A 25,823-nucleotide genomic window follows, 5' to 3' on the forward strand; every position below is an offset into this window, starting at 1 on the left:
GGGCCCGCGGGAAACCGCGGGCCCGTTTCGTTTTGGGGTGGCAAGCCTTCCCCTTTCAGCCGTCATCCCGGCGAAAGCCGGGACCCAGGGTTACGAAGGTCGTCGCTCGATGCCCTGGGTCCCGGCTTTCGCGGGGATGACGGGGATGGTTATTTGAAAATGACCCCGAGCCACTCGGCGCCACGCCTCTCCTCCCGCGCGGCCTCGACGAGATATGCCAGGATGCTTTCGATCCCTCGCCGAAGCCCCGGCTCCAACGCCGCGCCGTTGCGGACCACCAGTGCGAACGGCGGCTCGACGGCGTTGATCCCACCGAAGACGATCGAGTCGATGAGGGCGTCGACGCTCCGTCCATGCCAGTCCGGTGCGCCGAGCGCCGAGAGGAATGCGCCGTAGAAATCGTCCTCGGATTCCCAGCCGGCCGCGTCGAACGCGATTCGCCGGGTCGCGGCAGCCGGCTTGCTCAGCCCGGCCGTCCCTTGCCCAGGTACCAGCTCAGGTTCGCCGGCCCGCGGCTGCGCGCATGCTCGGGGTTGAGCAGGTCGTAGACCACGGCGTTCTCCAGCACGCGCTGGACGTAGTTCTTGGTCTCGAAGATCGGGATGTTCTCGACCCACTGGACCACGTCGGTCCCGCCGGTGCGCGGATCGCCATAGGCGGCGAGCCATTTGTTCACATTGCCAGGGCCCGCGTTGTACGCCGCGATCGCCAGCGGGTAGCTGCCGTAGAGCCCGAACATCCGCTTGAAATAGCTCGAGCCGAGCTGGATGTTGTAGTCGGTGTCGCGCGTCAGCGAGTCCCGGTCATAGGCGAGGCCGAGCCTGCCCGAGACTTCGCGCGCGGTGCCCGGCATCAGCTGCATCAGCCCACGCGCGCCGGCATGGCTCACCGCCGACCGGTCGAACATGCTCTCCTGGCGCGCGATCGCGTGGATCATCGTCCAGTAATCCTGCTGTTCCGCGGGCACGCGCACCGAAGGGTAGCCCGCCGCGGTATAGTCCGAGAGGCCGTTCTCGAGCGCGCTGCGGCCGACCATCACCCCCAGGTCGGGTCGGCCGATCACGCGGCTCAGCTCAGCGGCGAGGATATGGTCGGTGTCGCTGGTCGCGTCCTTGGCGACCTGGCGGATGAACAGGCCCTGGTCGTCATATTGCCCGAGCGTGCCCAGCAGCTGCGCCGCGCGGACCACCTCGCGCTTGTAGAAGGCGTCGCGCACCGCGGGGTCGCTCACCCGCGCGTTGAAGTCCGGCGGACGGCGCAGCGAGCGGCCGAGGTGCTCGACGGCGAGCTGGCCGTAGTAGAGGTCGGGATAGCCCGCCGCCTTCTCGAAATAGGCGTTGGCATCGGCGGTGAGCCCGGCGCGCTCCATCGCGCGGCCGGCCCAGTAGAAGCCCTTCGACTGGGTCTGCGGAGTCTTCGAGCCATGCGCATAGCGGTCGAACATCCCCGCCGCGTCGCGCGCGCGGCCGAGCTGGTTGAGCGCCGCCTGGCCGGCGAGCCAGACGAGGCTCGTATAGTCGTCGCGCTCCCCATAGGGGCGGTCGCTGACGTCGGTGCCGGCGGGATAGGCGTCGTCGACTTGGCTCGCGATGCGGTAGGCGAGGTCGTACTGCCCGTCCGCCGCGGCGCCGCGCGCGCCCGCGAGCAGCGCTTCATACCATTTCTCGACGCTTGCCGGCCGCCGCGCGAGCTGGCGCGCCTGAGCGAGATAGGCACGCGCCGCGGGGCTCTGTCCGCTGTCGCGCAGCCACATTGCGCGGTCGGCGATGAAGCCGGGGTCGCTGCGCCCCTCGGCGAGTACCGCGGCGCCCTTCTCGGCGGCGTCGGCCGCCTTGGTACGGAACGCGAGCCGCGCCTCGAACACCGGGCGGCGCGCGGCCGAGACGAAGGAGAGCTGGCGCTGCGCGGTCGAGATGGCGTTCTGCCACAACAGCATGTCCATTCGCGCGTCATGGTCGTCGGCCGAGAGCGAGCCCGAGAAGGCGCCGATCAGCTTGGTCTCGTCGGCCGGCCGCAGCAGCCCGGCGCGCCACGCCTGCCGCGCCTGCTCGCCCGCGTCGCCCATCCGCCCCGCGGCGGCGAGCGCCTCGGCATAGCGGAGGTTGCCCGCGGGGGTCAGCGGCGGGAAGCGCTCGAAATAGCGGATGGTGAGCCCCGGCGCCCAGGTGCCGCTCTCGAGCCCCGTCTCGGCGGCGGCGCGGCGGCTGATCTCGCCCGGCCAGCCGGGATGGAGCAGCAGGAAATTGGCATAGTCGGAGAAGGGCAGGTTGTCCGACTGCTGGAGCCGCTTCCATTCGGTGAGCGCGCCCTGCAATTGGTCCTGCTGGATATAGCCCGGCGCCGACTGCGGCAGCCCCTGCTCGATGGCGCTGCGATACCATTGGACCTGCTGCTGCGCCATTTGCGACGTGGCGGCGATCCCGGCCACGCCGACAAAAAGCACAGCGCTCTTGAATCCAGAGGCCATCATGCTGGACATGATACGGATTCGCCCCCTATCTGCCAGTCCCGATTTTCACGGATTAAGGACTTTTTCGGGACCATGTTCTCGGGCTCTATCCCTGCGCTCGTCACGCCCTTCCGAGGCGGCGATTTCGCCGAAGAGGATTATCGCGACTTCGTTGAATGGCAGCTGACCGAAGGATCGTCGGCGGTCGTTCCCTGCGGCACCACCGGCGAATCGGCGACGCTGACCAAAGACGAGCATTTCGAGGCGGTCCGCGTCTGCGTCGACCAGGTCGCTGGCCGTGTGCCGGTGATCGCGGGCGCGGGCTCGAACGACACGCGCGTCGCGATCGGCAACGTCCAGGCCTCGAAGGCCGCCGGCGCCGATGCGGTGCTGATGGTCCCGCCCTATTACAACCGTCCCGGCCAGGAAGGCATCTTCCAGCATTTCGCGGCGGTGGCGGAACAGTGCGAGCTGCCGATCGTGCTGTATAATGTCCCCGCGCGCACGGTGACCGACATCGCCACCGAGACGATGGCGCGATTGGTCGAGGCGTTCCCGGGCAAGTTCGTCGGCGTGAAGGACGCGACGGGCAACCTCGCGCGCGTCTCGATGCAGCGCGCGGCGTGCGGGGCGGATTTTGCGCAGATCAGCGGCAACGACGACCTCTGTCTCGGCTTCATGGCGATGGGCGGAGTGGGCTGCATCTCGGTGACCGCCAACGTCGCGCCGCGGCTGTGCGCCGACTTCCAGGCGGCGTGCCTCGGCGGCGACTATGCCAAGGCGCTGGCGTTGCAGGACAAGCTGTTCCCGCTGCACTGCGCGCTGTTCGCCGATGCGTCGCCGGGGCCGGTGAAATACGCTGTCTCGCGCGTCCGCGCGGGTTTCCCGGCCGAACTGCGCCTGCCGATGGTCGAGCCGCACGACGCCTGCCGCGCGCAGGTCGACGCGGCGCTGGCGCATGCCGGGCTTATCTGACTCGGCTCAACCCGCCACGAACAGCGTCAGCGCGATCCCGACGAACAGTCCGCAGAGGATCTTGTTCGCCTCCGACGCCCAGCGCTGGGCCCGTTCGTCGCGCGAGACGAAGACCGTCCCCGTCGCGATGAGGAACGCCAGCCCCATCAGCCCGAGCAGCGCCAGCATCGCGGTGAAGCGGGTCTGGCTTGGCGGCTTGGGCAGAGCCGGCGGCGCTGCGGCTGCTCGGGCCGGGCCGGTGAGGCTCGCCGGGATCAGCTTCACGGCAGGTGCCTCGTCGGGGAAATAGGCCGAGGGCGACGGCCTGGCCGCAGGCGTCGCGCCGTCGGCGGGCGGCGGCGCGACGCCGGCCGAGAGATATTGCTGCGCCTGGGAGAGCGTCTCGCGCAGGTTGTCGAGCTGCACGCCGGCCTGCTGCGCCTGGGGGTCGGCGATTCCCGAGAGCAGTGAGCGCGCCTGGCCCGCCTGCTGGTCGATCGTGCCGAGATAGCCCGAGAGCCGCAGCGTCACGGCATCGGCGCCGCTCGTCGGCGAGGCGGCGCGCAGCTCCTCGAGCTCGGCGATCGCCTGGTTGCGTTCCAGCAGCGCCTGGTCGCGCTCGGCCTGGATCGCGCGTGCGTCGAGCACGGTCTGGATCGCGCTCGCTGACTGGACTTCGGTCCGCGTGCGCTGGGCGTTGGTGAGCAGCAGCGCCGCGAGCAGCGCCAGCGCCCCCACCGCGATCCGCACCAGCTCCCACATCCGCGCGAGATCGGCGGGCGCCATCTCGGACAGCGCGTCGCCGCCGGGTGCGCCACTCGGCTGCACGACCGGCAACAGGTCCGCCTCGCGATCGACTTCGTCCATATGCCCGTTCCTGTCCTCGCCTCGGCGACTTGTCAGAGCCTGTTCGGAAACGCGCGGAAGAGCGCGTTTCGAGACGGTGCCATGCGTCGTGAGGCGCATTTCCCGACAAGCTCCTAGCACAGGCGCAGACAAGCGCCTTCCCCTTTGGCCTCCGCACGCCTATGTCGCGCGTCCCATGGCTCGTCCACGCCCCTCCACCTTCGACAAGAAGAAGACCGTCGCCGAGAACCGGCGCGCGCGTTTCGATTATTTCATCGAGACGGTGTACGAAGCGGGCATCGCGCTTACCGGCACCGAAGTGAAATCGCTGCGCTTCGGCGAGGGCTCGATCGCCGAAGCCTATGCCGACGTGTCGAACGAGGAAGTGTGGCTGATCAACGCCAACATCCCCGAGTTCAGCCACGGCAACCGCTTCAACCACGATCCCAAGCGCGCCCGAAAGCTCTTGCTCCACGAGCGTGAGATCAACAAGCTCCACGGCGCGGTGGCGCGCGAGGGCATGACGCTCGTCCCGCTCAGCATCTATTTCAACGGCCGCGGCCGCGCCAAGGTCGAGCTTGCGCTCGCCAAGGGCAAGAAGACGCACGACAAGCGCGAGACGATCAAGGAGCGCGACTGGAAGCGCGACCAGCAGCGCATCATGCGCGAGCGGGGCTGAGAGCGTGGGGCGTTTCCGCCGCTGGCTCGACAAGGCGATCCCTTCGCGCGACTCCGTCGCCGGGAACCGCTGGCTGAGGCCCGTCGCGGACCGCGTGCTCCATTCGTCGCTTTGGCGTTTCACGCGTCGCTCGGTCCCGCGCGGAGTCGCGCTGGGAATGGTGACGGGGATCCTCGTGCCGATGGGGCAGATCCCCGCCTCCGCGATCCTCGCGCTCCCCCTGCGCGCCAACATCCCCGCCGCGGCGGCGACGACCTTCGTCACCAATCCCTTCACCACCCCGCCGCTCTGGGTCGCGGCCTATTGGCTCGGTTGCTGGATGCTCGGCATCGACCCCGGCGGGTCCGAGGCGACCGCTGAGCGCGGCTGGGGCGAGTGGCTGTTCAACGACGCCGGGCCGGCGACGGCGACGGGGCTCGTCACCATCACCTTCGCGCTCACCGTGCTCGGCTATGCCGTGACCGCGCTCGCCTGGCGCTGGTGGATCGCGTCGAAGTGGAAGCGGCGGCGCAGGGCGCGCGGCTAGCACCCCCCAGCTCGTCCCGCCGCCGGGGCGGTTCGTCCCTTGCCGGCCGCTTCGATTGACGGGTTCCCTCGCCGGGTTAATACCGCGCGCTTCGCCTTCCTTACGAGGAACACTCATGCGCCTGCCGCTTCTTGCTTCGACTTTCCTCGTGCCCGTGCTGCTCGCCTCGTGCGCCAGCCACGACACGCCCCCGCCGGTCACCGTCGTCGAAACCACGCCGGTCGCCGCCGAGCCAACTCCGCCGCCGCCGCCTCCCAAGCCCAGGCCGCAATATGGCAACTTCGGCTTCGACGAGAGCGGCATGGACAAGGGCGTCGCCCCGGGCGACGACTTTTATGCCTTCGCCAACGGAACCTGGGCCAAGACCACGGCCATTCCGTCCGACAAGTCGAACTATGGTTCGTTCAACCTGCTCGACGATCTGTCGAAGGACCGCACCCACCAGATCCTCGAGGAAGCCAAGGGCGATCCTGCCTCGAAGATCGGCACCGCTTATGCGACCTATCTCGACACCGCTGCGATCGAGGCCAAGGGTCTCGCCCCGATCAAGCCCTGGCTCGACCAGGTCAAGGCGCTGAAGGGCAAGGCGGGCTATCCGGCGCTGATCGCCCAGGCGCGGATGAACGGCGTCGGCGGCCCCTTCGGCGCCTATGTCGGCCAGGACGACAAGGAGCCCGAAGTCTATGCGATGGGGCTCGGCCAGTCGGGCCTCGGCATGCCCGACCGCGACTATTATCTGTCGAAGGACGAGAAGCTCGCCCAGACCAAGGTCGCCTATGAGGCGCACCTCGCCAGGGTGCTGACGCTTGCCGGCGAGCCCAATGCCGCGGCGCGCGCCAAGGCGATCGTTGCGTTCGAGACCAGGATCGCCCAGGTCAGCTGGACGCGGATCGACAGCCGCGACGCCGACAAGACCTACAACAAGATGACCGTCGCCGAATTGCAGAAGAAGGCGCCGGGCTTCGACTTCGCGGGTTATTTCAAGGCGATGGGTGCCCCGGTCGACAGCGTGATCGTCGCGCAGCCGAGCGCGGTGACCGGGATCGCCAAGCTGGTCGCGACGACGCCGCTCGCGGTGCTCAAGGACCAGTTGCTGGTCCGCAGCCTCGACAATTTCGCCGATGTGCTGCCGAGCGCCTTCGACAAGGAGCAGTTCGCCTTCTACGGCACCACGCTCTCGGGCACGCCGGAGCAGGAAGTGCGCTGGAAGCGCGCGGTGAACTTCACCACCGATGCGCTGTCGGACGAAGTCTCCAAGGTCTATGTCGCGCGCTTCTTCCCGCCCGAGACCAAGAAGGCCGCGGACGAGATGGTGCGCAACATCATCGCCGCGATGGACCGCCGGATCGACAAGCTCGACTGGATGTCGCCCGAGACCAAGGTGAAGGCGCACGCCAAGCTCGCCTCGTTCCGCCCGAAGATCGGCTATCCCGACCAGTGGAAGGACTATTCGGACCTCCAGATCGTCGCGGGCGACGCCTTCGGCAACAACCTGCGTTCCAACCAATGGGGCGTCCGCGACAATCTCGCGCACCTCGGCAAGCCGCTCCAGCGCTGGGAATGGGGCATGACCCCGATGACGGTGAACGCCTATGCCAATTTCGGCATGGTCGAGATCGTCTTCCCCGCCGCGATCCTGCAGCCGCCGTTCTTCGATCCCAACGCCGATCCGGCGGTGAACTACGGCGGCATCGGCGCGGTGATCGGGCATGAGCTCAGCCACCATTTCGACGATCAGGGCGCCAAGTACGACGGTAGCGGACGCCTCACCGCCTGGTGGACCCCTGCGGACGTCGCGGCGTTCAAGGCGCGCACCGATGCGCTCGTCGCCGAGTACGACCAGTACGAGCCGCTGCCCGGCATGCATGTGAAGGGCGCGCTGACGCTCGGCGAGAATGTCGCCGACCTCGCCGGCCTGACCGTGGCCTATGACGCGTACAAGACCTCGCTCGGCGGCCAGCCGGCGCCGGTGATCGACGGCTATTCGGGCGACCAGCGCTTCTACCTCGGCTGGGCGCAGGTGTGGCGGCGCAACTATCGCGAGGCGAACCTGCGCCAGCGTCTGCTCACGGATCCGCACAGCCCGTCGGAGCAGCGCACGTGGGTCGTGCGCAACCTCGACCCCTGGTATTCGGCCTATGCGCCGGATCCCGCCACCAAGCTGTTCCTGACGCCCGAGAAGCGCGTCCGCATCTGGTAAGGTAGAGGGTCAGGGAAGGGCGCGTCGGTCAGGTTCGGACGCGCCCCTCTCTCGTTCCCATTCTACCGGTCGCGATCGGGTAAGCGCCGGCGCTCAGTGCCGGACATTCTCCAGCTGGCGCGCGGCATATTCGAGGCTGAACGCGAAGCCCTTGGCGTCGGCGCGCAAGTCGGCCTTGAAGCGCGCGACCGGATTGGACCAGGCGATCGCCAGGCCGATCGCCAGCGCGAGCATCACCGCGATGCCGATGCGCTCGCGCGAATCCCGTTGCATCACCGCCTCCCTTTGTTGCGGCCCTGGATGAACTGCCGTTAATCGCGCCGAGCTTGCGCGCGGATGAACGGCGGCGTAGCCGAAATGAAAATGGGACGGGTCGAGGGGACAGGATGATGACTGGCACGAATCCGGCGAGCCACCGCCGCATCCTCTTCGCGAGCCTCACGGGCACCTCGGTCGAATTCTACGATTTCTACATCTACGGCACCGCCGCGGCGCTGGTCTTCCCCGACCTCTTCTTCCCCGCGGCCGACCCGGCGCTGCGGCTGCTGGCCTCCTATGGCAGCTTCAGCATCGCCTTCTTCGCGCGGCCGCTGGGCGGGCTCGCCTTCGGCCATTTCGGCGACCGGCTGGGGCGCAAGTCCACACTCGTCGCCTCGCTGATGCTGATGGGCATCTCGACCGTGCTGATCGGCCTGCTCCCCGGCTATGCGATGGCGGGGGTCATGGCGCCGCTGCTGCTGAGCCTGCTGCGCTTCGGCCAGGGCTTCGGCCTCGGCGGCGAATGGGGCGGGGCGAGCCTGCTCGCGGTCGAGAACGCGCCGCCGGGCAAGGCCTATTGGTACGGCAGCTTCCCGCCGCTCGGCGCGCCGGTGGGGTTCATCGCAGCGAACGGCCTGTTCCTGATCCTCGGCGCCTCGATGAGCGACCAGGCCTTCCACGACTGGGGCTGGCGCATCCCCTTCCTGCTGAGCGCGGTGCTGGTCGGCTTCGGCCTGTGGGTGCGGCTGAGCATCACCGAGACGCCAGAATTCAAGGAAGCGCTTGCCAAGGAGCCGCCGCCCAAGGTGCCGATGGGCGAGCTGCTCAGCGGCCACCTCAAGCCCACGCTTGCGGGCATCGCCGGCGCGGTCGCGTGCTTCGCGCTCTTCTACATCACCACCGTGTGGATGATGGGTTATGGCGCCAAGGTGCTGAAATACGACCGCGAGACGCTGCTCGCGGTCGAGCTCGGCGCGATCCTGTTCATGGCGGCGGGGATCCTCGTCGCGGGCAAGCTCGCCGACCGGACGAGCGGCGGGACGATGCTGGGCTGGGGCTTCGCGGCGCTGATCGCGACCGGCCTCGCGATGCCCGCCTTCGTCGATTCGGGCTCGCTTGCGCTGCTCTTCGCCTGGCTGGCGATGGGGCTGTTCGTGATGGGCTTCGTCTACGGCCCGATCGGCGGCTGGCTGCCGAGCCTGTTTCCGGCGCGGGTGCGCTACACCGGCGTATCGGTGACGTTCAACGTCGCCGGGATCATCGGCGGCGGGCTGACGCCCTACATCGCCGAGATCCTGGTGCGCGAGGGCGGGATCAGCGCGGTCGGCTATTACCTCGTCGCCGCGGGCGTGCTCAGCGCGCTGGGGCTCACGCTGGCGAAGGCGAAGCGCGCAGCAGCGTGAGCTGCGCCTTGCCGTGGACGCGCACCGCCTCGGCCTCGAAGCCCTGCACCTCGACGGCCTCGCCCTTGGCGGTCTCGACGCTGACCCAGGTCGCCGGGCCGGCCCAGCCGAGCCGCCCGAGCTTGTCGAGCGCAACCGAGCCGGCGCCGGTGCCATAGGGCGGGTCCATCAGGATCAGGTCGAGCGGCTTGGCCGCGGGCCCGAGTGCGAGCACCGAGCCGGCGCGGACCTCCGCCCCCTTGGCCCCCAGCTTGGCGATGTTCGCCTTGAGCGCATCGAGTGCCGCGCGGTCCTGCTCGACGAACAGGCACGAGGCCGCGCCGCGCGACAGCGCCTCGAGCCCCAGCGCGCCCGAACCGGCGAAGAGATCGGCGACCGCCAGCCCCTCGAAGCTGCCGATCCGGCTGGCGAGCATCGAGAACAGCGCCTCGCGGGTGCGGTCGGCAGTGGGGCGAGTGGCATCGCCCTTGGGCGCGGCGAGCGGGCGGCCGCGCCAGTCGCCGGCGATGATCCTCACGAACGCGGGCCCTTGCGCGGCGGACGCGAGCCGGGGCGGGGACCCGAGCGCGGACCCGCAGGCTTGCGCGGGCGAGGCGCGTCGGTGCGCGGCGTGTCCTCGGCCGAGCGCGCGCGCGGAGCGGGCTTGCCGGCGGGACGCGCGGGGCGCTTGGGCTGCGCCGGCGCCGCTTCCTCGCCCTGCCGTTCGCGGAATGCCTTGGCGCGCGCGGCACGCGCCGGCTTGGCGACGCCGGCGCGGGGAGGACGGGCCTTGCCCGGCCCCGCCGGACGTGCGGGACGGCCCGTCGGAGCGGGAGCCGGCGCGGGCCTGGGCTTCTCCGCGCCAATCGGTTCGACCCCGAGCAGCCGGTCGGCGCGCGTCGGTGCCTTGCGGAAGTTGATGACGTCGGCCTGGCGGACCTCACCGATCGCCCCGGGCGGCAGGTCGGCGAGCACGAAGGGGCCGTAGCGCGTTCGGATCAAGCGGCTCACCTGGAGCCCCAGATGCTCGAGCACGCGGCGGACTTCGCGGTTCTTGCCTTCCTTGAGGGTCAGTTCGATCCAGGCGTTAGCGCCCGTGCGCCGCTCGAGATTGGCGTCGATCGCGCCGTAGCGGATGCCTTCGATCTCGACGCCTTCGATCAGCGCCTCGAGCTGCTCCTGGCTGACGTTGCCGAAGGTGCGCGCGCGGTAGCTGCGCTCGACACCCGTCGCGGGGAGCTCGAGCAGGCGCTTCAGCTCGCCGTCGGTGGTGAGGAGCAACAGCCCCTCGGTGTTCAGGTCGAGCCGGCCGACGGGGACGAGTCGGGGGAGGCCGCGCGGCAGCTTGTCGTAGATCGTCGGGCGGCCCTTGGGGTCGCGCTCGGTGACGAGCAGGCCGGTGGGCTTGTGGTAGAGGAACAGACGCGCGGGCGCCGCCGCCTGGACGGGCTTGCCGTCGACGGTCACGCCGCGGAGCGAGGTCAGGAGGGTGGCGGGGGTATCGATCGCCTTGCCGTCGATCGCGACGCGGCCCTCGGCGATCATCCGCTCGATCTCGCGGCGCGAGGCGATGCCGGCGCGCGCGAGCAGCTTGGCGATGCGCTGGGTCGCCTGGCCGGATGGAGCCGGGCTTGATTTGGGTTCTGGCGGGGCCACGTGGCGGTCCTATATCGATTGTGTGGGACGCACCAAAAAATAATTGCGCCCGAGAAAGGGTCCGCGCGTTACAATGGCCTGGAGCCGGATGCAAAGCCCGGTTTGCGTGCCCTGGGGTGAGCGTCGAAGCGATGATTTTCCGGCGGAAGAAGCGGCGGATCGAGCGGGTCCTGGTCGTCGAGGACGAAGCGCTGGTCGCGTTCGACACCGAGCATTTCCTGCGCGACGCGGGGTTCGACATCGTCGCGACGCTCGATCGCGTCGCAGATGCCCTGGCGATCATCGCACGCGAGCCGGGGATCGACCTGGTGCTGCTCGACCTCCATCTGGCCGACGGCAGCGGCATCGACGTGGCGCGCGCGGCGCATGCGGCGGAGATGCACGTGCTGTTCGTAACCGGCAGCTGCCCGGGCGAAGCGCAGGCGCTGGCGGCCGGCTGCCTCGCCAAGCCCTATCCGCAGCGCGACCTGCTCGCGGCGATCGACGCGATCGAATCGGTGCTCGACGGGGTGGTGCCCAAGAAGCTGCCGCAGGGGTTCAGCCTGTTCCGCAAGGCGGCTTGATTCAACTTCAACCTACAAGTCGTCCTCCCGGCGAAAGCCGGGACCCAGGGTCGCGAGCGACGTCCTGCTTGGCTCTGGGTCCCGGCTTTCGCCGGGATGACGGCGGTTGGTGCGGCTAAGCCAGCGCCCGCTCCACCGCGTCGTGGAAATGCCGAACGCCCTGTTCGAGTGTCCCCAGCGTGATCCGCGCCACGGCGCCCGACGCCAGGCCCTGCTGGCCCAGCTCCGCCGCGCGGAAGTCCTCGCTCGCGAAGACACCGCCGTCGAGCAGAGTCCAGCTCCGCTCCCAATGGTCGCGCGCCTTGTCGGTGGCGGGCGGCTCCGGGATCAGCATGAAGTCCTCGACGAGCACGCGGTCGGCCGCCTTGGGCATCAGCACCATCAGGTTGATATAGTCGGGGCTGACGATCAGCACCGTCGCCGGGAACATCTGGTAGGTGTAGGTGATCGCCCCGCGCAGCACCGCCCAGTCCTGTGACGAGAGCGTCGCATCGTCAGCCGCGCGGCCCACCGCCGAGCGCTGGTGCGGGCCGATCGCGTCGGCGCTGGTCACGCCGTCCTTGAAGAAGGGCCCGATCGTCGCCGAATGGAGCCGCGCGACATGGTAGCTCTCGAGGAAGGCGTCCATGATCAGCTTCCAGTTCGCCGCGACGTCGTGGGTGCGGCGGCGGAAGAGGTGCTGGCCGCCGAGGTCGAACGCTTCGAAGTCGTGCGCGAGCGTCTCGGCTTCGGCGAAGTCCGCGCTCTCGTCGAAGGCGAACCAGATCAGCCCGCCCGCCTCGCGGGTGGGGAGGCGCTTGAGGCCATAGGCTGCCTTGTCGAGCCCGGGGAAGGTTTCGGCGCGGGGGATGCCCGCCAGCGCCCCGTCGAGGCCATAGGCCCAGGCGTGATAGGGGCAGACGAGCCGCGGCGCCTTCACTGCCTCGCAGCCTTCCACCAGCCGCGTGCCGCGATGCCGGCAGACGTTGAGGAAGACATGCGCTTCGCCATGCTTGTCGCGCGTGATGAGCAGCGGCTTGCCGAAGCCGTCGTGCGGCACCGCCATGTTGGGCTGGGGGAGCAGCGCGGAGGGGGCGATCACCAGCGGTCGGCGCGCGAAGATCCGGTCCCGCTCGGCGGCGAAGCGTTCGGGATCGGTATAGGCGCTGGCCGCGACATAGCTGATCGCCGTACCCGGCCGCGAGCCGCCCCGCGCCAGAACCTGCGCCAGGGCGAGCTGGCCCTCGGTGGGCGTGCGCGCGTTCATGCCTCTCCTCTGGCCTTCCTGGTATTTCGCGCTAGTTTCGGCGCGATTTCGAGGAGGGGCAAGCGGAATGAGTGAATGGTGGGTCGGCGCATTCGTCGCCGTGGTGGTTGCCCTGGGGCTCCTCGCGCGGCTGCCCGTCTTCCGACGCGCGCTCGAACCGGTTCGTCCCTACACCGAAAAGGAGACGATCGCCGCCTTCATGCTCGGCGTTTCCTCCGGCTTCCCCTACGCCATGATCGGCGCGACTCTCACCACCCGCCTCGCCCAGAGCGGGATCGACAAGAAGACGATCACGGCCTTCACGCTCGCCTTCCTCGTGTACAACCTCAAGCCCTTCTGGGCGTGGATCGTCGAGGGCGTCCGGCTGCCGCTGATCGGCAGCCTCGGCCAGCGCGTTTCCTGGCTGCTGTTCGCGGGCGTGCTGGTGATGGCGGCTGTGCTCAACCTCGCGCTGGTCGACCCGGCGGCGAGCCTCAGTGCGACGGTGACCGCGGCGATCCTCGTCGGCATCGCCGGCGCGACCTACGACATCGTCATCGATGCCTATCGCATCGAGACGCTCAAGCCCTATCAGCTCGGCGTCGGCTCGGGGATGACGCAATACGGCTGGCGCATCGGCTCGGTGATGGCAGGCGCGCTCGCGCTGGTGATCTCGGCGCGGCTGGGCTGGACCGTCGGCTATGCGCTCTGCGCGGTCTTCGCGCTGCCGGCGATGCTCACCGGTCTGGTCCTCGGCGAGCCCGAGCGGCACCAGGAGCCCAAGGAGCGGCGCGGCGCGGGCGAAGTCGTCCAATCGATCGTCGGGCCCTTCGTCGAATTCTTCCGGCGGCAGGGCGCCTGGCTCGTGCTGCTGTTCATCCTGATCCACAAGATCGGCGACACCCTGGGCCAGTTGACCGTGCGGCTTCTCTACAACGACCTCGGCTATTCGAACGACGAGATCGCGCTCTACGACATCGGCGTGGGCTTCTGGGCCTATCTGCTCGGCATCTTCGCGGGCGGCGCGCTCTATGCGCGGATCGGGATGAAGCGATCGGTGCTGCTCAGCCTCGTGCTGATGGCGGTCTCGAATGCGAGCTTCGCGGGGCTGGCGGCGATCGGTCACGACAATCTGGCGATGGCCGGCGCGCAGGGCTTCGAGAATTTCGCGAGCGGCATCGGCGGCGTGACCGTGATCGCCTATTTCTCGGCGCTCACCAATTTGCGCTATACCGCGGCGCAATATGCGCTGATCTCGGCGGCGGCGAGCATCGTCGGGCGGCTGATCACCGGGACGACCGCGGGCGCGATGGTCGAAGCGTTCGGCTTCGTGAACTTCTACCTCTTCACCACCGTGATCGCGCTGCCCGGCGTATTCCTGTTCTGGTGGATGATGCGTACGGGCCTGGTCGATCGCTCGATCGGCACGGCGGGGACCGAGGAACCCGCGGAAGCGAAGCCCGCGGGCTGAACGAAGGAATTGGTCGTGAAGCGTATGATTGCCGCGCTCCTGCTGGTCGCGGCGGTGGCGGGAGCGGGCTGGTATTTCGGGTCGCCCTGGTGGACCCTGTGGCAAATGAAGACCGCCGCCGAGGCGTCCGACGTCAAGGCGCTCTCGGCCTATGTCGACTATCCAGCGCTGCGGCATGACCTGCGCCATCAGTACGCGATCCGGCTGCGCGGGAGCACGCCGGCGAGCGCAGTCGGGCGGATCGTGCGCGGTGCGCTGGCGCGCGGGGCGGTCGAAGTGTTCGCGCGGCCCGAGGGCGTGCGGCTGATGTTCGTCTCATCGCCGGTCACTTCGGCGATCGGGCTCAAGGGCCCGGCGATCCAGGCCGATCGGATGCGGATGCGCTACGAGGGGCCGAACCAGTTCCGCCTCGTCGATCCTGCACCGGGCGGCGCGGCGCTGACCTTCCGGCGCTACGGGTTGGGCTGGAAGCTCTCGGGGCTGACGTTGCCCGGCCATATCTCGTCAGACGCGCCGGACATCGCTCCCTCCAGTGGCAGCCCATAGTCCGCGAAGGCTTGCGCCACTGCCGTCGCCGCGGCGAGGGGGCCGACCGCGATGCCCGCATCGCCGACGCCGAGCATGTCCGCGAGGAGATAGGCGGCCGCGCGCCGATTGTGGCGCGCATGGCCCACGGCACCCAGCAGCGCCGCCTCGGGGCCGGTCATCCGCCGGCAGCACCAGGGCGCGATCTGGATCGGCTGGGCGGAGGCGGTGGAGAGTTCCTGCACGAGCAGCCGCATCAGCACCAGCGGGCGGCGGAAGGACTTGCCGAAGGCGGTGATGAAGGCGTGCGCCGCCGCGGCGTCCTGTAGGCCGTGCGCGCCCATCTGACGGACGCCGAACAGGAACAGCCGCGCGCCGGCGTCCTCGGGCTGGATCGCGGGCAGGGCATGAGTGAGCGAGGGGGGCATGAACGACTCCGCTGGTACGCAGTCCGACCATCCTCGTGGGTTCGCTATTGATAGTCAATCGCAATAAGTGCGATTCGGGATTTCGAGGACCTCGCCGCCCACAAACAACCGTCATCCCGGCGAAAGCCGGGACCCAGGGCCGCGAGCGATGTCCTCTATAACCGTGGGTCCCCGGCTTTCGCCGGGATGACGATCGTAGCGTTGGGGAGAGGGGAGCTCAGCCCGGTAGTTCGTCGTTCGCCTGGAGGACTTCGCCGGCGAGATAGAGCGAGCCCAGGATCAGCACGATCGGCGGGCGGCCGTCGCCGGCGACGCGATTACCGATGTCGAGCAGTGCCGATTCGACATCGACCTCCGTTCCCGTGACCGGCACGCCCAGGGCCGAGGCGCGCGCGGCGAGATCGGCGGGCGCGTGGTGCTCGTGATCGGGAATCGGCACTGTGGTGACCGAAGCCAGCTGCCCGGCGAGCGGCGCCAGCAGCCCCTCCGGGTCCTTGTTCGCGAGCATCCCCAGCACGAGGTGACAGTCGCGACCGTCGCGGATTTCCGCCAAGGCGCGCGCCACCGCTTCCCCGGCAGCGGCATTATGGCCGCCGTCGAGCCAGAGCTCGACGTCGCCGGGCAGATAGGCGGTGAGCGGCCCCGGTGAGAGCCGCTGCATCCGCGCGGGCCAACGCGCGCCGAGCGCGGCGGCAGTGAACGCTTCGTTCGCCAGGCGGATCACCGGGTTGAAGCGCAGCATCGCGATGGCCAGCGCGAGGTTCGCCGGCTGGTGCGGCCCGGCGAGCGCGGGCAGCGGCGTGGTGATCGTGCCGCGCGCATCGGTGTAGCGGAGCTGGCCGTCGCGGACGAGCCAGCGCCAGGCGCTGCCTTCGGCCATCAGCGGCGCGCCGGCCTGGGCAGCCGCTTCGGCGACGCGCGCGGCGACGCTCTCGGGGTAGCGCATCGTCATCAGATAGACGCCGCGCTTGGCGATGCCGGCCTTCTCGGCGGCGATCGCTTCGATCGTATCGCCGAGGAACGCCTGGTGGTCGATGCCAAGCTGGGCGATGCCGGTCGCCACGGGACTGGGAATGACGTTGGTCGCGTCGAGCCGCCCGCCCAGGCCGACCTCGACGATGCAGGCATGCGCCGGCGTCCGCGCGAAGGCGAGGAAGGCCGCGGCGGTGGTGACTTCGAAGAAGCTGGCCCCGATGTCGCCACCCGCGTCGAGCACTTCCTCGAGCAGCGGCGCGAGCTGGGCGTCCTCGATCAGCTTGCCGGCGAGGCGGATGCGCTCGTTGAAGCGCACGAGGTGCGGGCTCGAATAGACATGGACCTGCATCCCCGCGCTCTCGATCGCGGCGCGCAGGAAGGCGCAGGTGGAACCCTTGCCGTTGGTGCCCGCGACATGGAGCACCGGCGGCAGGCTCAGGTGCGGGTTGCCGATCCGCTCGAGCAGCCGCGTGATCCGCTCGAGCCCGAGGATGTCCGCGCCCGGGCCGAGCGCGGCGAGCCGGTCGAGCTGGCGCTGGACCGCGGGATCGGCGGAGCGGGCGAAATCGGCCATCGGTGGAGCAAGGGCGCGCCGGTCAGGCGGCTTTCTTGCCTTCGCAGAGCAGCCCGATCAGCTGGCCGAGCGTCTCGCGCAGCGCCTTGCGGTGCGTGATCATGTCGACGAGGCCATGCTCGCGATAATATTCGCTGGTCTGGAAATCGTCGGGCAGCTTCTCGCGGATCGTGTTCTCGATCACGCGGCGGCCGGTGAAGGCCAGCGTCGCGCGCGGCTCGGCGATCTGGACGTCGCCCAGCATCGCATAGGCCGCCATCACGCCGCCCGAGGTGGGGTCGGTGAGCACGACGATATAGGGCAGGCCGGCATCGTGGAGCATCTCGATCGCCACGGTGGTGCGCGGCATCTGCATCAGGCTCAGCACGCCCTCCTGCATCCGCGCGCCGCCCGAAGCCGTGAAGACGATGTAGGGCGCCCGCGCGCCGATCGCCGCCTCGACGCCGGCGATGAATGCCTCGCCCACCGCCTGGCCCATCGATCCGCCCATGAAGGCGAAGTCCTGCACGCCGATCACGGCCCTGCGGCCAAGGATCGTGCCCGAGGCGTTGAGGAACGCGTCCTGCTGTCCGGTCTCGGTGCGCGCGGCCTTGATCCGCGCGGCATAGGGCTTGGAATCGCGGAACTTGAGCGGATCCTCGGTCACCTTGGGGTTGGGGAGGATCGTATAGGTACCGTCGTCGAACAGCGCGTCGAACCGCGCCTTGGCGCCGATCCGCTCGTGGAAGTCGCAATGCGGGCAGACGCTCTGGTTCTCGAGCAGTTCCTTGGTGAACACCATCTGCCCGCAGCCCTTGCACTTGTGCCAGAGATTGTCGGGCGACTCGGTCGGCTTGGTGGTGACGAACGAGAGCGCGTTGCGGACGCGGCTGAGCCAGGTCATACGACTTCCTTGCGTGCGGCGGCGATGGCCGACTTGAGCGATGCGATATAGGCGCGGACCGGCGCCGCCGCATCCCCGCCGTGCTTGCCGACCAGGTCGACGATCGCCGAGCCGACCACCACGCCGTCGGCGACGCGCGCGACCGCGGCGGCCTGCTCGGGCGTGCGGATGCCGAAGCCGACCGCGACGGGCAGGTCGGTCGCGGTCTTGAGCCGCGCGACGGCGTCCTCGATCGAGCCCTGCGCGGCTTGCTGGAGGCCGGTGATCCCGGCGACCGAGACGTAATAGAGGAACCCCGACGCGCCCTCGAGCACCGCGGGCAGCCGCGCCGCGTCGGTGGTGGGGGTGGCGAGGCGGATCACGGCGATGCCGTGGCTGCCGAAGGGGATGAGCTCGTCGGCTTCCTCGGGCGGAATGTCGACGATGATCGCGCCGTCGACGCCGGCTTCCGCCGCCGCCCGGGCGAAGGCTTCGGGCGTGGGGCGCGTCATCGTGTTGGCATAGCCCATCAGCACGAGCGGCACTTGCGGGTGGCGCGCGCGAAAGCCGGCGGCAATCGCGAGCACATCCCTCGTGCGCGTGCCCGCGGCGAGGCTGCGCAGGTTGGCGGCCTGGATCGCCGGGCCGTCGGCCATCGGATCGGTGAAGGGCATGCCGAGCTCGATCACATCGGCGCCACCCTCGACCAGCGCGTCGAGCACCGAGGCGGTGTCGCCGTCGCCCGCGGTGACGAAGGCGACCAATGCCGCCCGATCGGCGGGGAAGCCCTTGGCGAGGCGGTCGCTCATCCGCGCCTCCGCTGGATCATGTCGGTAACCGTGATCACCACCGCGAAGGCGAGGGGGACGATCAGGCCGGCGAGCGAGAAGTCGCTCCAGTTGAGCAGCAGGCCGAGCACGAACGCCAGCGCGAGCGAGCCAAGGAACAGCCCGACGACGCGCTGCCACCCGCTGCCCAGCGGTCGCTTGGGCTTCTTCGGCGCCGGACGGCGAAAGGGGACGACCCGCGGGTCGTCGAAGCCGTTGCCGTTGGGGCGGCGGCTCATGCGGTCCTCCGATATTCGGTGAGGCCGATGGCGATGGCGAACGACATGACGGCGCTCTGCACCACGACTCTTCCCCAGTCGCTCGGCGCGATCGGGAAGACCAGCCAGAACAGCAGATGCAGGCCAATCATCATCGGGAACATGACCGCCGCCCGCTTGAGCGCATCCCAGGGGCGAATCAGCATCTCGATATTGCCGCCTGCGTTGCGGATCTTCCGGACGCTCGCCCGGTTGCGCAGGCAGAGGACGGCGAACGGAACGACGGCGAACGTCAGCATGAAGGCCCACATCGTCGCCGTCTCGCCCAGTTCGAGCGACTGGAAGGCAGCCGCCAGACCGATGGCGAGAATCGCGGCGGGGATCAGCGCCCCCCAGAACCACCACCAGTCGCGCTTCATATCGTCGCTCCCAGCGCTTCGGCGACGGTATAGATGTCCTTGTCGCCGCGGCCCGAGACGTTGACGATGATGATCTTGCCTGCGTGCATTTCCCGGGCCTTATACTCCAAAGCTGCGAGCGCGTGCGAGCTTTCGAGCGCGGGGATGATGCCCTCGAGCCGGCAGCAGAGCTGGAAGGCATCGAGCGCCTGCCGATCGGTCACCGGCGCATAGTCGACGCGGCCGCTCTCGTGCAGCCAGCTATGCTCGGGGCCGATGCCGGGATAGTCGAGCCCCGCCGAGATCGAATGCGCCTCGGTGATCTGGCCGTCCTCGTCCTGGAGCAGGTAAGTGCGGTTGCCGTGGAGGATGCCCGGCGCGCCGCCGGTGAGGCTCGCGGCATGCTCGCCGGTCTCGATGCCGTGCCCCGCCGCTTCGATGCCGAGCATCGCCACGCCCGGATCGTCGAGGAAGGGATGGAACAGCCCGATCGCGTTCGACCCGCCGCCGACCGCGGCGATCAGCAGGTCGGGGAGGCGCCCCTCGGCTTCGTGGAGCTGCGCCTTGGCTTCGCTGCCGATCACCGACTGGAAGTCGCGGACCAGCTCGGGATAGGGATGCGGGCCGGCGGCGGTGCCGATGATGTAGAAGGTGTCGTGAACGGTCGCGACCCAGTCGCGAAGCGCTTCGTTCATTGCGTCCTTGAGCGTCTGCGCGCCCGAGGTGACCGGGCGGACCTCGGCGCCGAGCAGCTTCATCCGGAACACGTTGGGCTGCTGCCGCTCGATGTCGCGCGCGCCCATGAAGATCGTGCAGGGCAGGCCGAAGCGCGCCGCGACGGTGGCAGTGGCGACGCCATGCTGGCCCGCGCCGGTCTCGGCGATGATCCGTGTCTTGCCCATGCGCCGCGCGAGCAGGATCTGGCCGATGCAATTGTTGATCTTGTGCGCGCCGGTGTGGTTCAGTTCCTCGCGCTTGAAATAGATCTTCGCGCCCATGCCGGAGGCGGCGCCCTGTCGGTAATGCTCGGTCAGCCGCTCGGCGAAATAGAGCGGGCTCGGGCGGCCGACATAGTGTTTCATCAGCCCGTCGAACTCGGCCTGGAACGCCGGATCGGCCTTGGCGGCGCGGTAATGGCGCTCGAGGTCGAGGATCAGCGGCATCAGCGTCTCGGCGACGAAACGGCCGCCGAACTGGCCGAAATGCCCACGCTCGTCAGGCTGGGCGCGATAGGAATTGGGCGCGTTCATGAGAGAGCGACCGCTTTAAGGAATGCGGCGATCTTGTCCACATCCTTGACGCCCGGCGCGCTTTCGACGCCCGAGGAGACGTCGACCATCCGCGCGCCGGTGACCTGGATCGCGGGCGCGACATTCTCGGGCGTGAGCCCGCCGGCGAGCGCCCAGTCGCACGGGTGGCGATAGCCGCGCAGCATCTCCCAGTCGAAGCGCAGCCCCATGCCGCCGGGGAGCAGCGCGCCGTCGGGGGTCTTGGCGTCGTAGAGGATGCGGTCGACCGGGATGGCGGCGTAGCGCGCGCCTTCGTCGAGGTCCGAGGCGCGGCGCACCGGCACCGCGGCCCAGATGCTGTTCCCCGGCCGGGCATTGAGCTCGGCGATGCGGGTGAACTCGGTGCCGTGGAGCTGGAGATGGCGCAGCCCCGCGGCTTCCCTGGCAGCTTCGACCAGCGCGTTGTCGGGATCGACGAACACGCCGACCTTGCCGACATGATCGGGCACGCGCGCCGCCAGCGCCCGCGCGCGATCGAAGGAAAGATGCCGCGGCGAGGGCGGGAAGAAGACGAAGCCGACATGGCTCGCGCCGCCCTTCAGCGCCGCGTCGAGCGCTTCGGGCGTGGTGATGCCGCAGATCTTGGCCGAGACTCGCATGGTGAGCGCCCCTTAGGCGCTAGACCAGCGGCTTGGCCAGCACCGCCATGAACAGCGGCGGATCGAGCTCGATCGGGAAGTCGCGCTGCTCGCCGGTGCGGGCATAGCCGCGGCGCTCGTACCAGGCGAGCAGCTCGCTGCGGCGGTCGATCACGGTCATCTCGATTTCCGCGCAGCCGAGGATGTCGCGCGCGGTCGTCTCGGCGGCGTCGACCAGCTGGCGGCCAAGCCCATTGGCCTGGAGCGTCGGCTCGATGCAGAGCAGCCCGAGATAGGCGAGTCCGTCGCCCTTGGCCTGGACATGGACGCAACCAATCACCGCCCCGCCGTAGAGCGCGACGAGCAGGCGCGACTGCGGATCGGCGACGATGCCCTGGAGCGTCGCCAGGTCGGTGCGCTCGCCTTCGATGATCAGGTCGGCCTCGTGCGTCCAGCCGAGCCGCGCGCTCTCGCCGCGATAGGCGCGCTCGATCACGGGATGGAGCGCGGGCAGGTCTGCGGGTGTGGCGGGGCGGATGGCAAGGGTCATGCCGAAGGGCCTTACAGCGTCGCTTCGATCTCGCGCGCGGCCATGTCGGGGTCCTGCGCCTGGGTGATCGGGCGGCCGACGACGAGGATCGAGGCGCCGGCGTCGAGCGCCGCGCGCGGGGTGACGACGCGCTTCTGGTCGCCGATATGGCCGTCGGCGGGACGGACGCCGGGGACGACGAAGAAGCCTTCCTTCCACACCGAATGCGCCGCCTTCACTTCCTCGCCCGAGCAGACGATGCCGTCGACGCCCGCCGACTTGGCAAGCTCGGCCAGACGCATCACCTGTTCGTGCGGATCGGGCTCGAGGCCGATCGAAACCATGTCGTCGCCGTCGAGGCTGGTGAGCATCGTCACTGCCACGACCTTGGTGCCCATCGGCGCGGCGGCCTTGGCGTCCTCGAGCATCGCGCGCCCGCCGGCGGCGTGGACGGTGATGATCGCCGGCTCGAGCGGGCGCAGCGCCTGCACCGCCTTGGCGACGGTGTTGGGGATGTCGTGAAACTTGAGGTCGAGGAAGATCGGCAGGCCGATGTCGGCCATCTCGTGAACGCCGTGGCGGCCGTTGGCCATGAAGAATTCGAGGCCCAGCTTGATCCCGCCGACATGGGCGCGGACCCGGGTGGCGATGGCCTTGGCGCGCTCGATGTCGGGCGTGTCGAGCGCGACGAAGATCCGCGAGCTCATGCGCCCTCCGCCAGCAGCGGCGGAGCGGGCGAGGGGCGGTAGGGCTCGATCGGCGCGGCGTCGGGCGAGGGCTCGGGCACCGGCGAGACGGCGCGCAGGTCGGCGAGCGCGCGTTCGAGCCCCGAGAAACGCTCGCGCGTCCGCCAGCGCAGCGCGTGATAGGCGAGCAGCATCGGCACGAAGCCGGCGAGGAACACGAGGATCAGCAGGAAGGGCAGGCTGAAGTCGGCGACGAGCCCGCCCCACAGCCGGATGGCGACACGCTGGTCGCCATTGTAAATGACGAATGCCGCGACGAGACCGCCCAGCAGCAGCCAGAACAGCACCTTCAGGAAACGCATGGGGGGATCGCTCGCGGTCGCATGGACGGGGTTGTAGGGCGATGTGGGGCGAAGCTCAATCCGGCTATCCCTAAACGGTCATCCCGGCGAACGCCGGGACCCAGGGTTGCAACAGGAATCCCTCGTGGCCCTGGGTTCCGGCTTTCGCCCGGGTGACGATTCACGTGAGCAGGGCCGGTCACCCGATCTCCGCTCGCAGCTCTGCGAACAGTCCCGGGATCGCCGTCAGCCGCGCCTCTTCCTCGTCGAGGATTGCCCGGAACGCCGCGCGCTTCAGCTCGGCCACCCGCGCCGGCGGGAAACCCTCCTCCAGCGTCGACAACACGATATCGATCACCCGCTCCGCGCCGTGCAGGCGTCCCCAGAGATAGTCGTTCTCGCGATAGGCGCGGCTGAAGAAGGCGCCGAAATTGTTGAACTGGATCCCCTTCAGCGTCCGTTCGGGTCCGCCCGCGCGGATCGAGGCGGCGTCGTCGGGGGCGATGCGATCGACGCGGATCGGGTCAAACTCGTCGACGCCCTCGCCCTGGAGGATCGGCAAGGTGGCGATGTCGAAGAACGGGAAGCCCAGATGCGCGAGCAGCATCGGGCGGCGATGCTCCTTGGACAAGGTGCTGAATCCCTCGGAGAGCCGCGTGTCGGTGCGCGCGTCGAGCGCCTTCAGCGCCATGCGCTGGGCCAGTTCGTCGAGCAGCGGGCCGGCATCGTCGGTCATCGCGCGAACGCGGGCGCGCAGGTCCTGGAACGGGCCGGTGCGCTTGCATTCGAGATAGGCGGCGAGCGATTCGTACACTGCCTCGCGCATCGCCATCAGCCCGCCCGCGCCGCTCTCCTGCTCGAGCTCGCTCAGCCGCCGTGCGATCATCCTGAGGCGGCGGATGCGGAACCCCAGGTCGTGCGCGCGGAGGAACTCGAGCGTCGCCGGGCTCGCGCCGTTCGACTGAGTCGCGCCGAACTCGTCGCAGCCGCGCGCATGCACCGTCTTCTCGACCGTCGCGCGGATCTGGCGCAGCCGCTCGGGGCTGTAATGGTCGCCGATCGTGTAGAGCAGCGCGCTGATCCGGTCGATCGCGCCGCCGACCTTGAGCAGGCCATAGGCGGTGTGGCCATAGCCCGCCTTGGCCGCGGCGGCGACCTGCGCGCGGCGGCGCCAGGCGGAGAGGCGCTTCGGCGTCGGATAGTCGAGGAACAGCGTGTAGCCGAACAGCGATTCGACCTGCGTCTCCACATCGGCGCGGATCTCGGCGATGATGCCCAGCATCCGCTCGATCCGGTCCGAGCGCTTGGCGATCGCGTCGAGATTGTCGCGGATCGGCTGCTGGCGCGGCAGCTCGGAGAGCGCGCCGATGATGGTCTGGAAGAAGCCCGGCTTCTCGTTCTGCGGCCCGTAGAAGTCGAAGCGGTGGTTGGGCACCGGATCGATGAACACGAAGCGCCGGTCGACCTGGCGGCGCGCCGGGCGTTCCCTGAGCGCGTCGATCGCCGGGCCGAAGGGGGCATTGGCGAGCACCGAGCCGTCGATCAGCACCGCCTTGTCGGCGCGGTTGTCCGCCCATTGCTGGGGGAGGACATGCTCGAGGAAGGCATCGCGCCCCGGCCAGTGCATCTTGCGCTCGGTGACCGCCTCGTCGAACTCGGCGAGCGTCGCGGGCGGGAACGCGCCGGGAAAGCTCGAGGTCGAGCGCGCGGCGAAGGCGAGCTCGACCGGGTGGCCGAGCGGCCCCGTGCCGTTCTCGTTGAACGCGAAGACCAGGCGATGCTCCTGCTCGACGACTTGCGGCGGTGTGTTGAGCCGCAGCGTCTCGGGATGGCCGCGGAAATCGGTGACGGTGACGAACAGGTCGAGCGGCTGGCCCTCGGGCAGCAGCCGCGGGCCGGCAGGCGCCGCTGCCATCGCCTCGAGCGCGTCGAGCAGCGTGTGGGTGAGCTGCTTGCCCCCGAACGGCGGCTCGAACCAGCGCGAGCGGACGAACTTCTCGAGCTTGCGGCGCACCTCGTCGCGCGCTGCTGCCTCCACCGTCTCCTCGATCGTCTTGCTGCGCTGCGCGACCATCCAGGCGATCGGCGTCGCCCAGATCTTGGCAAAGCGGTGCGACGGCGCCTGGCTGGGGGCAAGCAGCGCCTCGACATCGGCATGGTCGAGCCAGAGCCTGGTCAGCGGATCGAGCGACTGGCCGGTGGCGATCGCCTGGGCGAGGAACACCGCGTTGATCCCGCCCGCGCTCGCGCCCGCGAGGATGTCGACGAGCACGCGCAGCCGCACGCCGGTCTTCTCCTCGATCTCGTCGAGCAGCGCGCGATAGACGCCTTCGCTGCCGCTCGGCACCGCCATATGCTCGCGGAAGGCGCGGCTCGCGCAGGCCAGCCGCCAGATCTCCTTGGTGATGCCGTGCATGTAGACGGCGAGGCTGATCCCCCCATAGCAGACCAGCGCGAGCCGCAGCTCCTTCTCCCTAATGGGCGGCATTCTTCCTCTCAGGCACGTTCTATCTTGGCCCAGACGGGCAAGTGATCCGATGCCGTACGCGAGGCGGGCGACTCATGCACGCCGCAATCTGCGATGCGCAGGTCGCGGCTCGCCATGATCCGGTCGAGCCGTGCCACCGGCCGGCGGGCATGGAAGCTGCGGCCGGTGGCGGCGAAGACGAAGTGATTGCCGAAATCCCTGAGGCAGCCCGACTGGTTGCTCCAGTCGTTGAGGTCGCCCATCAGCACGGTCGGGTGCTGGCGCGTGCTCGCGTGGAGGTGCGCGATGATCGCATGCGCCTGGCGCCGCCGCCACAACCCCGAGAGATCGAGGTGCATGCCGACGACGCGGAGCGTCTGCCCACCGATGCGAAGATCCGCCATCACCGCGCCGCGCGGCTCGAGCGCGGGCAGGTGGATCGCCTCGCAGTCGAGGATCTGCGCGTCCTTGCGCACGAGCAGCGCATTGCCGTGCCAGCCCATGCTCGCCGCCCGCAGCGCGACGGGGACGGGCTTCCACGGACTGTGCTCGGCGAGGAGGTGCTGGGTCAGCACCGCGCTGCGCGCGCCGAAGCGCCGGTCGGCCTCCTGCAGCGCGATCACGTCGGCGCCGATCTCGTTCAGCACCTGGAGCGTGCGCTCGGGGCTGCGGCGCCGGTCGGTGCCGATCGACTTGCGCATGTTGTAGCTGGCGACCTTGATCATCGCACCTCAGCCATGCCGGGGTCGCGGCGCGGCGGTCAAGGGATCGCGCGCCCTAATGCGGCTGGCGGCGCGCCGTCTCGGCGGCCGCGAGCAGGCTTTCGGCGGTCTGCGTTGCGCATTCGGGCGTCATCGCGACGGCGACGCCGTTGGGGCCGTCGAGCATCACGACTCCCTCTTCGGCGCTGGCGGTAC

28 protein-coding genes are annotated in these 25,823 nt (G+C 69.4%); 8 read left to right on the plus strand and 20 right to left on the minus strand.

The features are described 5' to 3' along the window. Nucleotides 1–149: 149 nt before the first annotated feature. Together J7495_RS20205 and J7495_RS02935 are read right to left on the minus strand one after the other, a co-directional pair. On the minus strand, nucleotides 150–494 hold the full coding sequence (locus J7495_RS20205; protein ID WP_366810733.1) for a barstar family protein: 345 nt from the start codon (nucleotides 492–494) through the stop codon (nucleotides 150–152). Continuing rightward, nucleotides 464–2,470 (minus strand): lytic transglycosylase domain-containing protein, encoded by a 2,007-nt coding sequence (locus J7495_RS02935; RefSeq protein WP_294054582.1) that lies wholly within the window; start codon nucleotides 2,468–2,470, stop codon nucleotides 464–466. The genes J7495_RS20205 and J7495_RS02935 overlap by 31 nt, the downstream gene beginning before the upstream one ends. Nucleotides 2,471–2,542: 72 nt before the next feature. Here J7495_RS02935 and dapA point away from each other — a divergent pair, with 72 nt between their 5' ends. Next, on the plus strand, nucleotides 2,543–3,424 hold the full coding sequence (gene dapA, locus J7495_RS02940) for a 4-hydroxy-tetrahydrodipicolinate synthase (RefSeq protein ID WP_294054583.1): 882 nt from the start codon (nucleotides 2,543–2,545) through the stop codon (nucleotides 3,422–3,424). Nucleotides 3,425–3,430: 6 nt separating this feature from the next. Here the strand turns inward: dapA and J7495_RS02945 are convergent, their stop codons facing one another. Then, a complete protein-coding gene (locus J7495_RS02945) occupies nucleotides 3,431–4,270 on the minus strand; it encodes a hypothetical protein (RefSeq protein WP_294054584.1) in 840 nt (279 codons plus the stop codon). 175 nt (nucleotides 4,271–4,445) lie between these two features. Between J7495_RS02945 and smpB the strand changes: the two genes are divergently transcribed. The 3 genes from smpB to J7495_RS02960 all read left to right on the plus strand — a co-directional run bounded on the left by smpB (nucleotide 4,446) and on the right by J7495_RS02960 (nucleotide 7,654). Then, a complete protein-coding gene (smpB, locus tag J7495_RS02950; RefSeq protein ID WP_294054585.1) occupies nucleotides 4,446–4,928 on the plus strand; it encodes an SsrA-binding protein SmpB in 483 nt (160 codons plus the stop codon). 4 nt (nucleotides 4,929–4,932) lie between these two features. Further along, on the plus strand, nucleotides 4,933–5,454 hold the full coding sequence (locus tag J7495_RS02955) for a DUF2062 domain-containing protein (RefSeq protein WP_294054586.1): 522 nt from the start codon (nucleotides 4,933–4,935) through the stop codon (nucleotides 5,452–5,454). A gap of 115 nt (nucleotides 5,455–5,569) precedes the next feature. Continuing rightward, entirely contained in the window at nucleotides 5,570–7,654 is a 2,085-nt protein-coding gene (locus tag J7495_RS02960) for a M13 family metallopeptidase (RefSeq protein WP_294054587.1), read from the plus strand. Between the two features lie 93 nt (nucleotides 7,655–7,747). Here the strand turns inward: J7495_RS02960 and J7495_RS02965 are convergent, their stop codons facing one another. Beyond that, nucleotides 7,748–7,927: a hypothetical protein gene (locus J7495_RS02965; protein ID WP_294054588.1), complete on the minus strand. Its 180-nt coding sequence runs from the start codon at nucleotides 7,925–7,927 to the stop codon at nucleotides 7,748–7,750. 116 nt (nucleotides 7,928–8,043) lie between these two features. On the opposite strand from J7495_RS02965, the gene J7495_RS02970 reads away from it, so the two are divergent. Next, complete coding sequence (locus J7495_RS02970; protein WP_294054772.1) at nucleotides 8,044–9,315, plus strand: MFS transporter; 1,272 nt, start codon at nucleotides 8,044–8,046, stop codon at nucleotides 9,313–9,315. Here J7495_RS02970 and rsmD read toward each other — a convergent pair. Both rsmD and J7495_RS02980 read right to left on the minus strand, forming a co-directional pair. After that, nucleotides 9,281–9,832, minus strand: coding sequence for a 16S rRNA (guanine(966)-N(2))-methyltransferase RsmD (gene rsmD / locus J7495_RS02975; RefSeq protein WP_294054589.1), 552 nt, complete (start codon nucleotides 9,830–9,832; stop codon nucleotides 9,281–9,283). The two genes, J7495_RS02970 and rsmD, sit on opposite strands and share 35 nt — an antisense overlap. Beyond that, nucleotides 9,829–10,950, minus strand: coding sequence for a pseudouridine synthase (locus J7495_RS02980; RefSeq protein ID WP_294054590.1), 1,122 nt, complete (start codon nucleotides 10,948–10,950; stop codon nucleotides 9,829–9,831). The genes rsmD and J7495_RS02980 overlap by 4 nt, the downstream gene beginning before the upstream one ends. A gap of 131 nt (nucleotides 10,951–11,081) precedes the next feature. On the opposite strand from J7495_RS02980, the gene J7495_RS02985 reads away from it, so the two are divergent. Next, nucleotides 11,082–11,513, plus strand: coding sequence for a response regulator (locus tag J7495_RS02985; protein ID WP_294054591.1), 432 nt, complete (start codon nucleotides 11,082–11,084; stop codon nucleotides 11,511–11,513). A gap of 115 nt (nucleotides 11,514–11,628) precedes the next feature. On the opposite strand, the gene J7495_RS02990 is transcribed toward J7495_RS02985, so the two are convergent. Beyond that, the gene (locus tag J7495_RS02990; protein WP_294054592.1) at nucleotides 11,629–12,759 is read right to left on the minus strand and encodes an aromatic ring-hydroxylating dioxygenase subunit alpha; all 1,131 of its coding nucleotides are present in this window, start codon (nucleotides 12,757–12,759) and stop codon (nucleotides 11,629–11,631) included. A 67-nt stretch (nucleotides 12,760–12,826) separates the two neighbouring features. Here J7495_RS02990 and J7495_RS02995 point away from each other — a divergent pair, with 67 nt between their 5' ends. Continuing rightward, entirely contained in the window at nucleotides 12,827–14,209 is a 1,383-nt protein-coding gene (locus tag J7495_RS02995; protein WP_294054593.1) for an MFS transporter, read from the plus strand. Nucleotides 14,210–14,233: 24 nt separating this feature from the next. Next, a complete protein-coding gene (locus tag J7495_RS03000; RefSeq protein ID WP_294054773.1) occupies nucleotides 14,234–14,755 on the plus strand; it encodes a DUF2939 domain-containing protein in 522 nt (173 codons plus the stop codon). Here J7495_RS03000 and J7495_RS03005 read toward each other — a convergent pair. From J7495_RS03005 to J7495_RS03065, 13 genes are all read right to left on the minus strand, one after another. Continuing rightward, a complete protein-coding gene (locus J7495_RS03005) occupies nucleotides 14,662–15,162 on the minus strand; it encodes a DUF6628 family protein (protein ID WP_294054594.1) in 501 nt (166 codons plus the stop codon). The two genes, J7495_RS03000 and J7495_RS03005, sit on opposite strands and share 94 nt — an antisense overlap. 217 nt (nucleotides 15,163–15,379) lie before the next feature. After that, nucleotides 15,380–16,711, minus strand: a complete 1,332-nt coding sequence (locus J7495_RS03010) for a folylpolyglutamate synthase/dihydrofolate synthase family protein (RefSeq protein WP_294054595.1) — start codon at nucleotides 16,709–16,711, stop codon at nucleotides 15,380–15,382. 22 nt (nucleotides 16,712–16,733) lie between these two features. Beyond that, nucleotides 16,734–17,594, minus strand: a complete 861-nt coding sequence (gene accD / locus J7495_RS03015; RefSeq protein ID WP_294054596.1) for an acetyl-CoA carboxylase, carboxyltransferase subunit beta — start codon at nucleotides 17,592–17,594, stop codon at nucleotides 16,734–16,736. Beyond that, entirely contained in the window at nucleotides 17,591–18,382 is a 792-nt protein-coding gene (trpA, locus tag J7495_RS03020) for a tryptophan synthase subunit alpha (protein ID WP_294054597.1), read from the minus strand. Before trpA ends, accD begins: the two co-directional genes overlap by 4 nt. Further along, nucleotides 18,379–18,639 (minus strand): hypothetical protein, encoded by a 261-nt coding sequence (locus J7495_RS03025; RefSeq protein ID WP_294054598.1) that lies wholly within the window; start codon nucleotides 18,637–18,639, stop codon nucleotides 18,379–18,381. The genes trpA and J7495_RS03025 overlap by 4 nt, the downstream gene beginning before the upstream one ends. Continuing rightward, on the minus strand, nucleotides 18,636–19,037 hold the full coding sequence (locus tag J7495_RS03030; protein WP_294054599.1) for a hypothetical protein: 402 nt from the start codon (nucleotides 19,035–19,037) through the stop codon (nucleotides 18,636–18,638). Before J7495_RS03030 ends, J7495_RS03025 begins: the two co-directional genes overlap by 4 nt. After that, a complete protein-coding gene (gene trpB, locus J7495_RS03035) occupies nucleotides 19,034–20,266 on the minus strand; it encodes a tryptophan synthase subunit beta (protein ID WP_294054600.1) in 1,233 nt (410 codons plus the stop codon). The genes J7495_RS03030 and trpB overlap by 4 nt, the downstream gene beginning before the upstream one ends. Next, entirely contained in the window at nucleotides 20,263–20,904 is a 642-nt protein-coding gene (locus J7495_RS03040) for a phosphoribosylanthranilate isomerase (RefSeq protein ID WP_294054601.1), read from the minus strand. The genes trpB and J7495_RS03040 overlap by 4 nt, the downstream gene beginning before the upstream one ends. A gap of 19 nt (nucleotides 20,905–20,923) precedes the next feature. Next, nucleotides 20,924–21,433, minus strand: coding sequence for a GNAT family N-acetyltransferase (locus tag J7495_RS03045; protein ID WP_294054602.1), 510 nt, complete (start codon nucleotides 21,431–21,433; stop codon nucleotides 20,924–20,926). 11 nt (nucleotides 21,434–21,444) lie between these two features. Continuing rightward, entirely contained in the window at nucleotides 21,445–22,119 is a 675-nt protein-coding gene (gene pyrF / locus J7495_RS03050; RefSeq protein ID WP_294054603.1) for an orotidine-5'-phosphate decarboxylase, read from the minus strand. Further along, nucleotides 22,116–22,460: a LapA family protein gene (locus tag J7495_RS03055; protein WP_294054604.1), complete on the minus strand. Its 345-nt coding sequence runs from the start codon at nucleotides 22,458–22,460 to the stop codon at nucleotides 22,116–22,118. Before J7495_RS03055 ends, pyrF begins: the two co-directional genes overlap by 4 nt. Before the next feature lie 178 nt (nucleotides 22,461–22,638). Further along, nucleotides 22,639–24,927, minus strand: a complete 2,289-nt coding sequence (locus J7495_RS03060) for a patatin-like protein (protein ID WP_294054605.1) — start codon at nucleotides 24,925–24,927, stop codon at nucleotides 22,639–22,641. Nucleotides 24,928–24,935: 8 nt separating this feature from the next. Next, on the minus strand, nucleotides 24,936–25,631 hold the full coding sequence (locus J7495_RS03065) for an endonuclease/exonuclease/phosphatase family protein (RefSeq protein ID WP_294054606.1): 696 nt from the start codon (nucleotides 25,629–25,631) through the stop codon (nucleotides 24,936–24,938). Between the last annotated feature and the right edge of the window lie 192 nt (nucleotides 25,632–25,823).

Origin of the sequence: Sphingomonas sp. (assembly GCF_017745215.1) — a bacterium.
Classification (GTDB): domain Bacteria; phylum Pseudomonadota; class Alphaproteobacteria; order Sphingomonadales; family Sphingomonadaceae; genus Sphingomonas.

Coding starts and splice junctions, on each gene's coding strand:
- J7495_RS02935 (WP_294054582.1), bottom strand. CDS start 2,470: ATGATGGCCTCTGGATTCAAGAGCGCTGTGCTTTTTGTCGGCGTGGCC.
- dapA (WP_294054583.1), top strand. CDS start 2,543: ATGTTCTCGGGCTCTATCCCTGCGCTCGTCACGCCCTTCCGAGGCGGC.
- J7495_RS02945 (WP_294054584.1), bottom strand. CDS start 4,270: ATGGACGAAGTCGATCGCGAGGCGGACCTGTTGCCGGTCGTGCAGCCG.
- smpB (WP_294054585.1), top strand. CDS start 4,446: ATGGCTCGTCCACGCCCCTCCACCTTCGACAAGAAGAAGACCGTCGCC.
- J7495_RS02960 (WP_294054587.1), top strand. CDS start 5,570: ATGCGCCTGCCGCTTCTTGCTTCGACTTTCCTCGTGCCCGTGCTGCTC.
- J7495_RS02965 (WP_294054588.1), bottom strand. CDS start 7,927: ATGCAACGGGATTCGCGCGAGCGCATCGGCATCGCGGTGATGCTCGCG.
- J7495_RS02970 (WP_294054772.1), top strand. CDS start 8,044: ATGACTGGCACGAATCCGGCGAGCCACCGCCGCATCCTCTTCGCGAGC.
- J7495_RS02985 (WP_294054591.1), top strand. CDS start 11,082: ATGATTTTCCGGCGGAAGAAGCGGCGGATCGAGCGGGTCCTGGTCGTC.
- J7495_RS02990 (WP_294054592.1), bottom strand. CDS start 12,759: ATGAACGCGCGCACGCCCACCGAGGGCCAGCTCGCCCTGGCGCAGGTT.
- J7495_RS02995 (WP_294054593.1), top strand. CDS start 12,827: ATGAGTGAATGGTGGGTCGGCGCATTCGTCGCCGTGGTGGTTGCCCTG.
- J7495_RS03000 (WP_294054773.1), top strand. CDS start 14,234: ATGATTGCCGCGCTCCTGCTGGTCGCGGCGGTGGCGGGAGCGGGCTGG.
- J7495_RS03005 (WP_294054594.1), bottom strand. CDS start 15,162: ATGCCCCCCTCGCTCACTCATGCCCTGCCCGCGATCCAGCCCGAGGAC.
- J7495_RS03010 (WP_294054595.1), bottom strand. CDS start 16,711: ATGGCCGATTTCGCCCGCTCCGCCGATCCCGCGGTCCAGCGCCAGCTC.
- accD (WP_294054596.1), bottom strand. CDS start 17,594: ATGACCTGGCTCAGCCGCGTCCGCAACGCGCTCTCGTTCGTCACCACC.
- trpA (WP_294054597.1), bottom strand. CDS start 18,382: ATGAGCGACCGCCTCGCCAAGGGCTTCCCCGCCGATCGGGCGGCATTG.
- J7495_RS03025 (WP_294054598.1), bottom strand. CDS start 18,639: ATGAGCCGCCGCCCCAACGGCAACGGCTTCGACGACCCGCGGGTCGTC.
- J7495_RS03030 (WP_294054599.1), bottom strand. CDS start 19,037: ATGAAGCGCGACTGGTGGTGGTTCTGGGGGGCGCTGATCCCCGCCGCG.
- trpB (WP_294054600.1), bottom strand. CDS start 20,266: ATGAACGCGCCCAATTCCTATCGCGCCCAGCCTGACGAGCGTGGGCAT.
- J7495_RS03040 (WP_294054601.1), bottom strand. CDS start 20,904: ATGCGAGTCTCGGCCAAGATCTGCGGCATCACCACGCCCGAAGCGCTC.
- J7495_RS03045 (WP_294054602.1), bottom strand. CDS start 21,433: ATGACCCTTGCCATCCGCCCCGCCACACCCGCAGACCTGCCCGCGCTC.
- pyrF (WP_294054603.1), bottom strand. CDS start 22,119: ATGAGCTCGCGGATCTTCGTCGCGCTCGACACGCCCGACATCGAGCGC.
- J7495_RS03055 (WP_294054604.1), bottom strand. CDS start 22,460: ATGCGTTTCCTGAAGGTGCTGTTCTGGCTGCTGCTGGGCGGTCTCGTC.
- J7495_RS03060 (WP_294054605.1), bottom strand. CDS start 24,927: ATGCCGCCCATTAGGGAGAAGGAGCTGCGGCTCGCGCTGGTCTGCTAT.
- J7495_RS03065 (WP_294054606.1), bottom strand. CDS start 25,631: ATGATCAAGGTCGCCAGCTACAACATGCGCAAGTCGATCGGCACCGAC.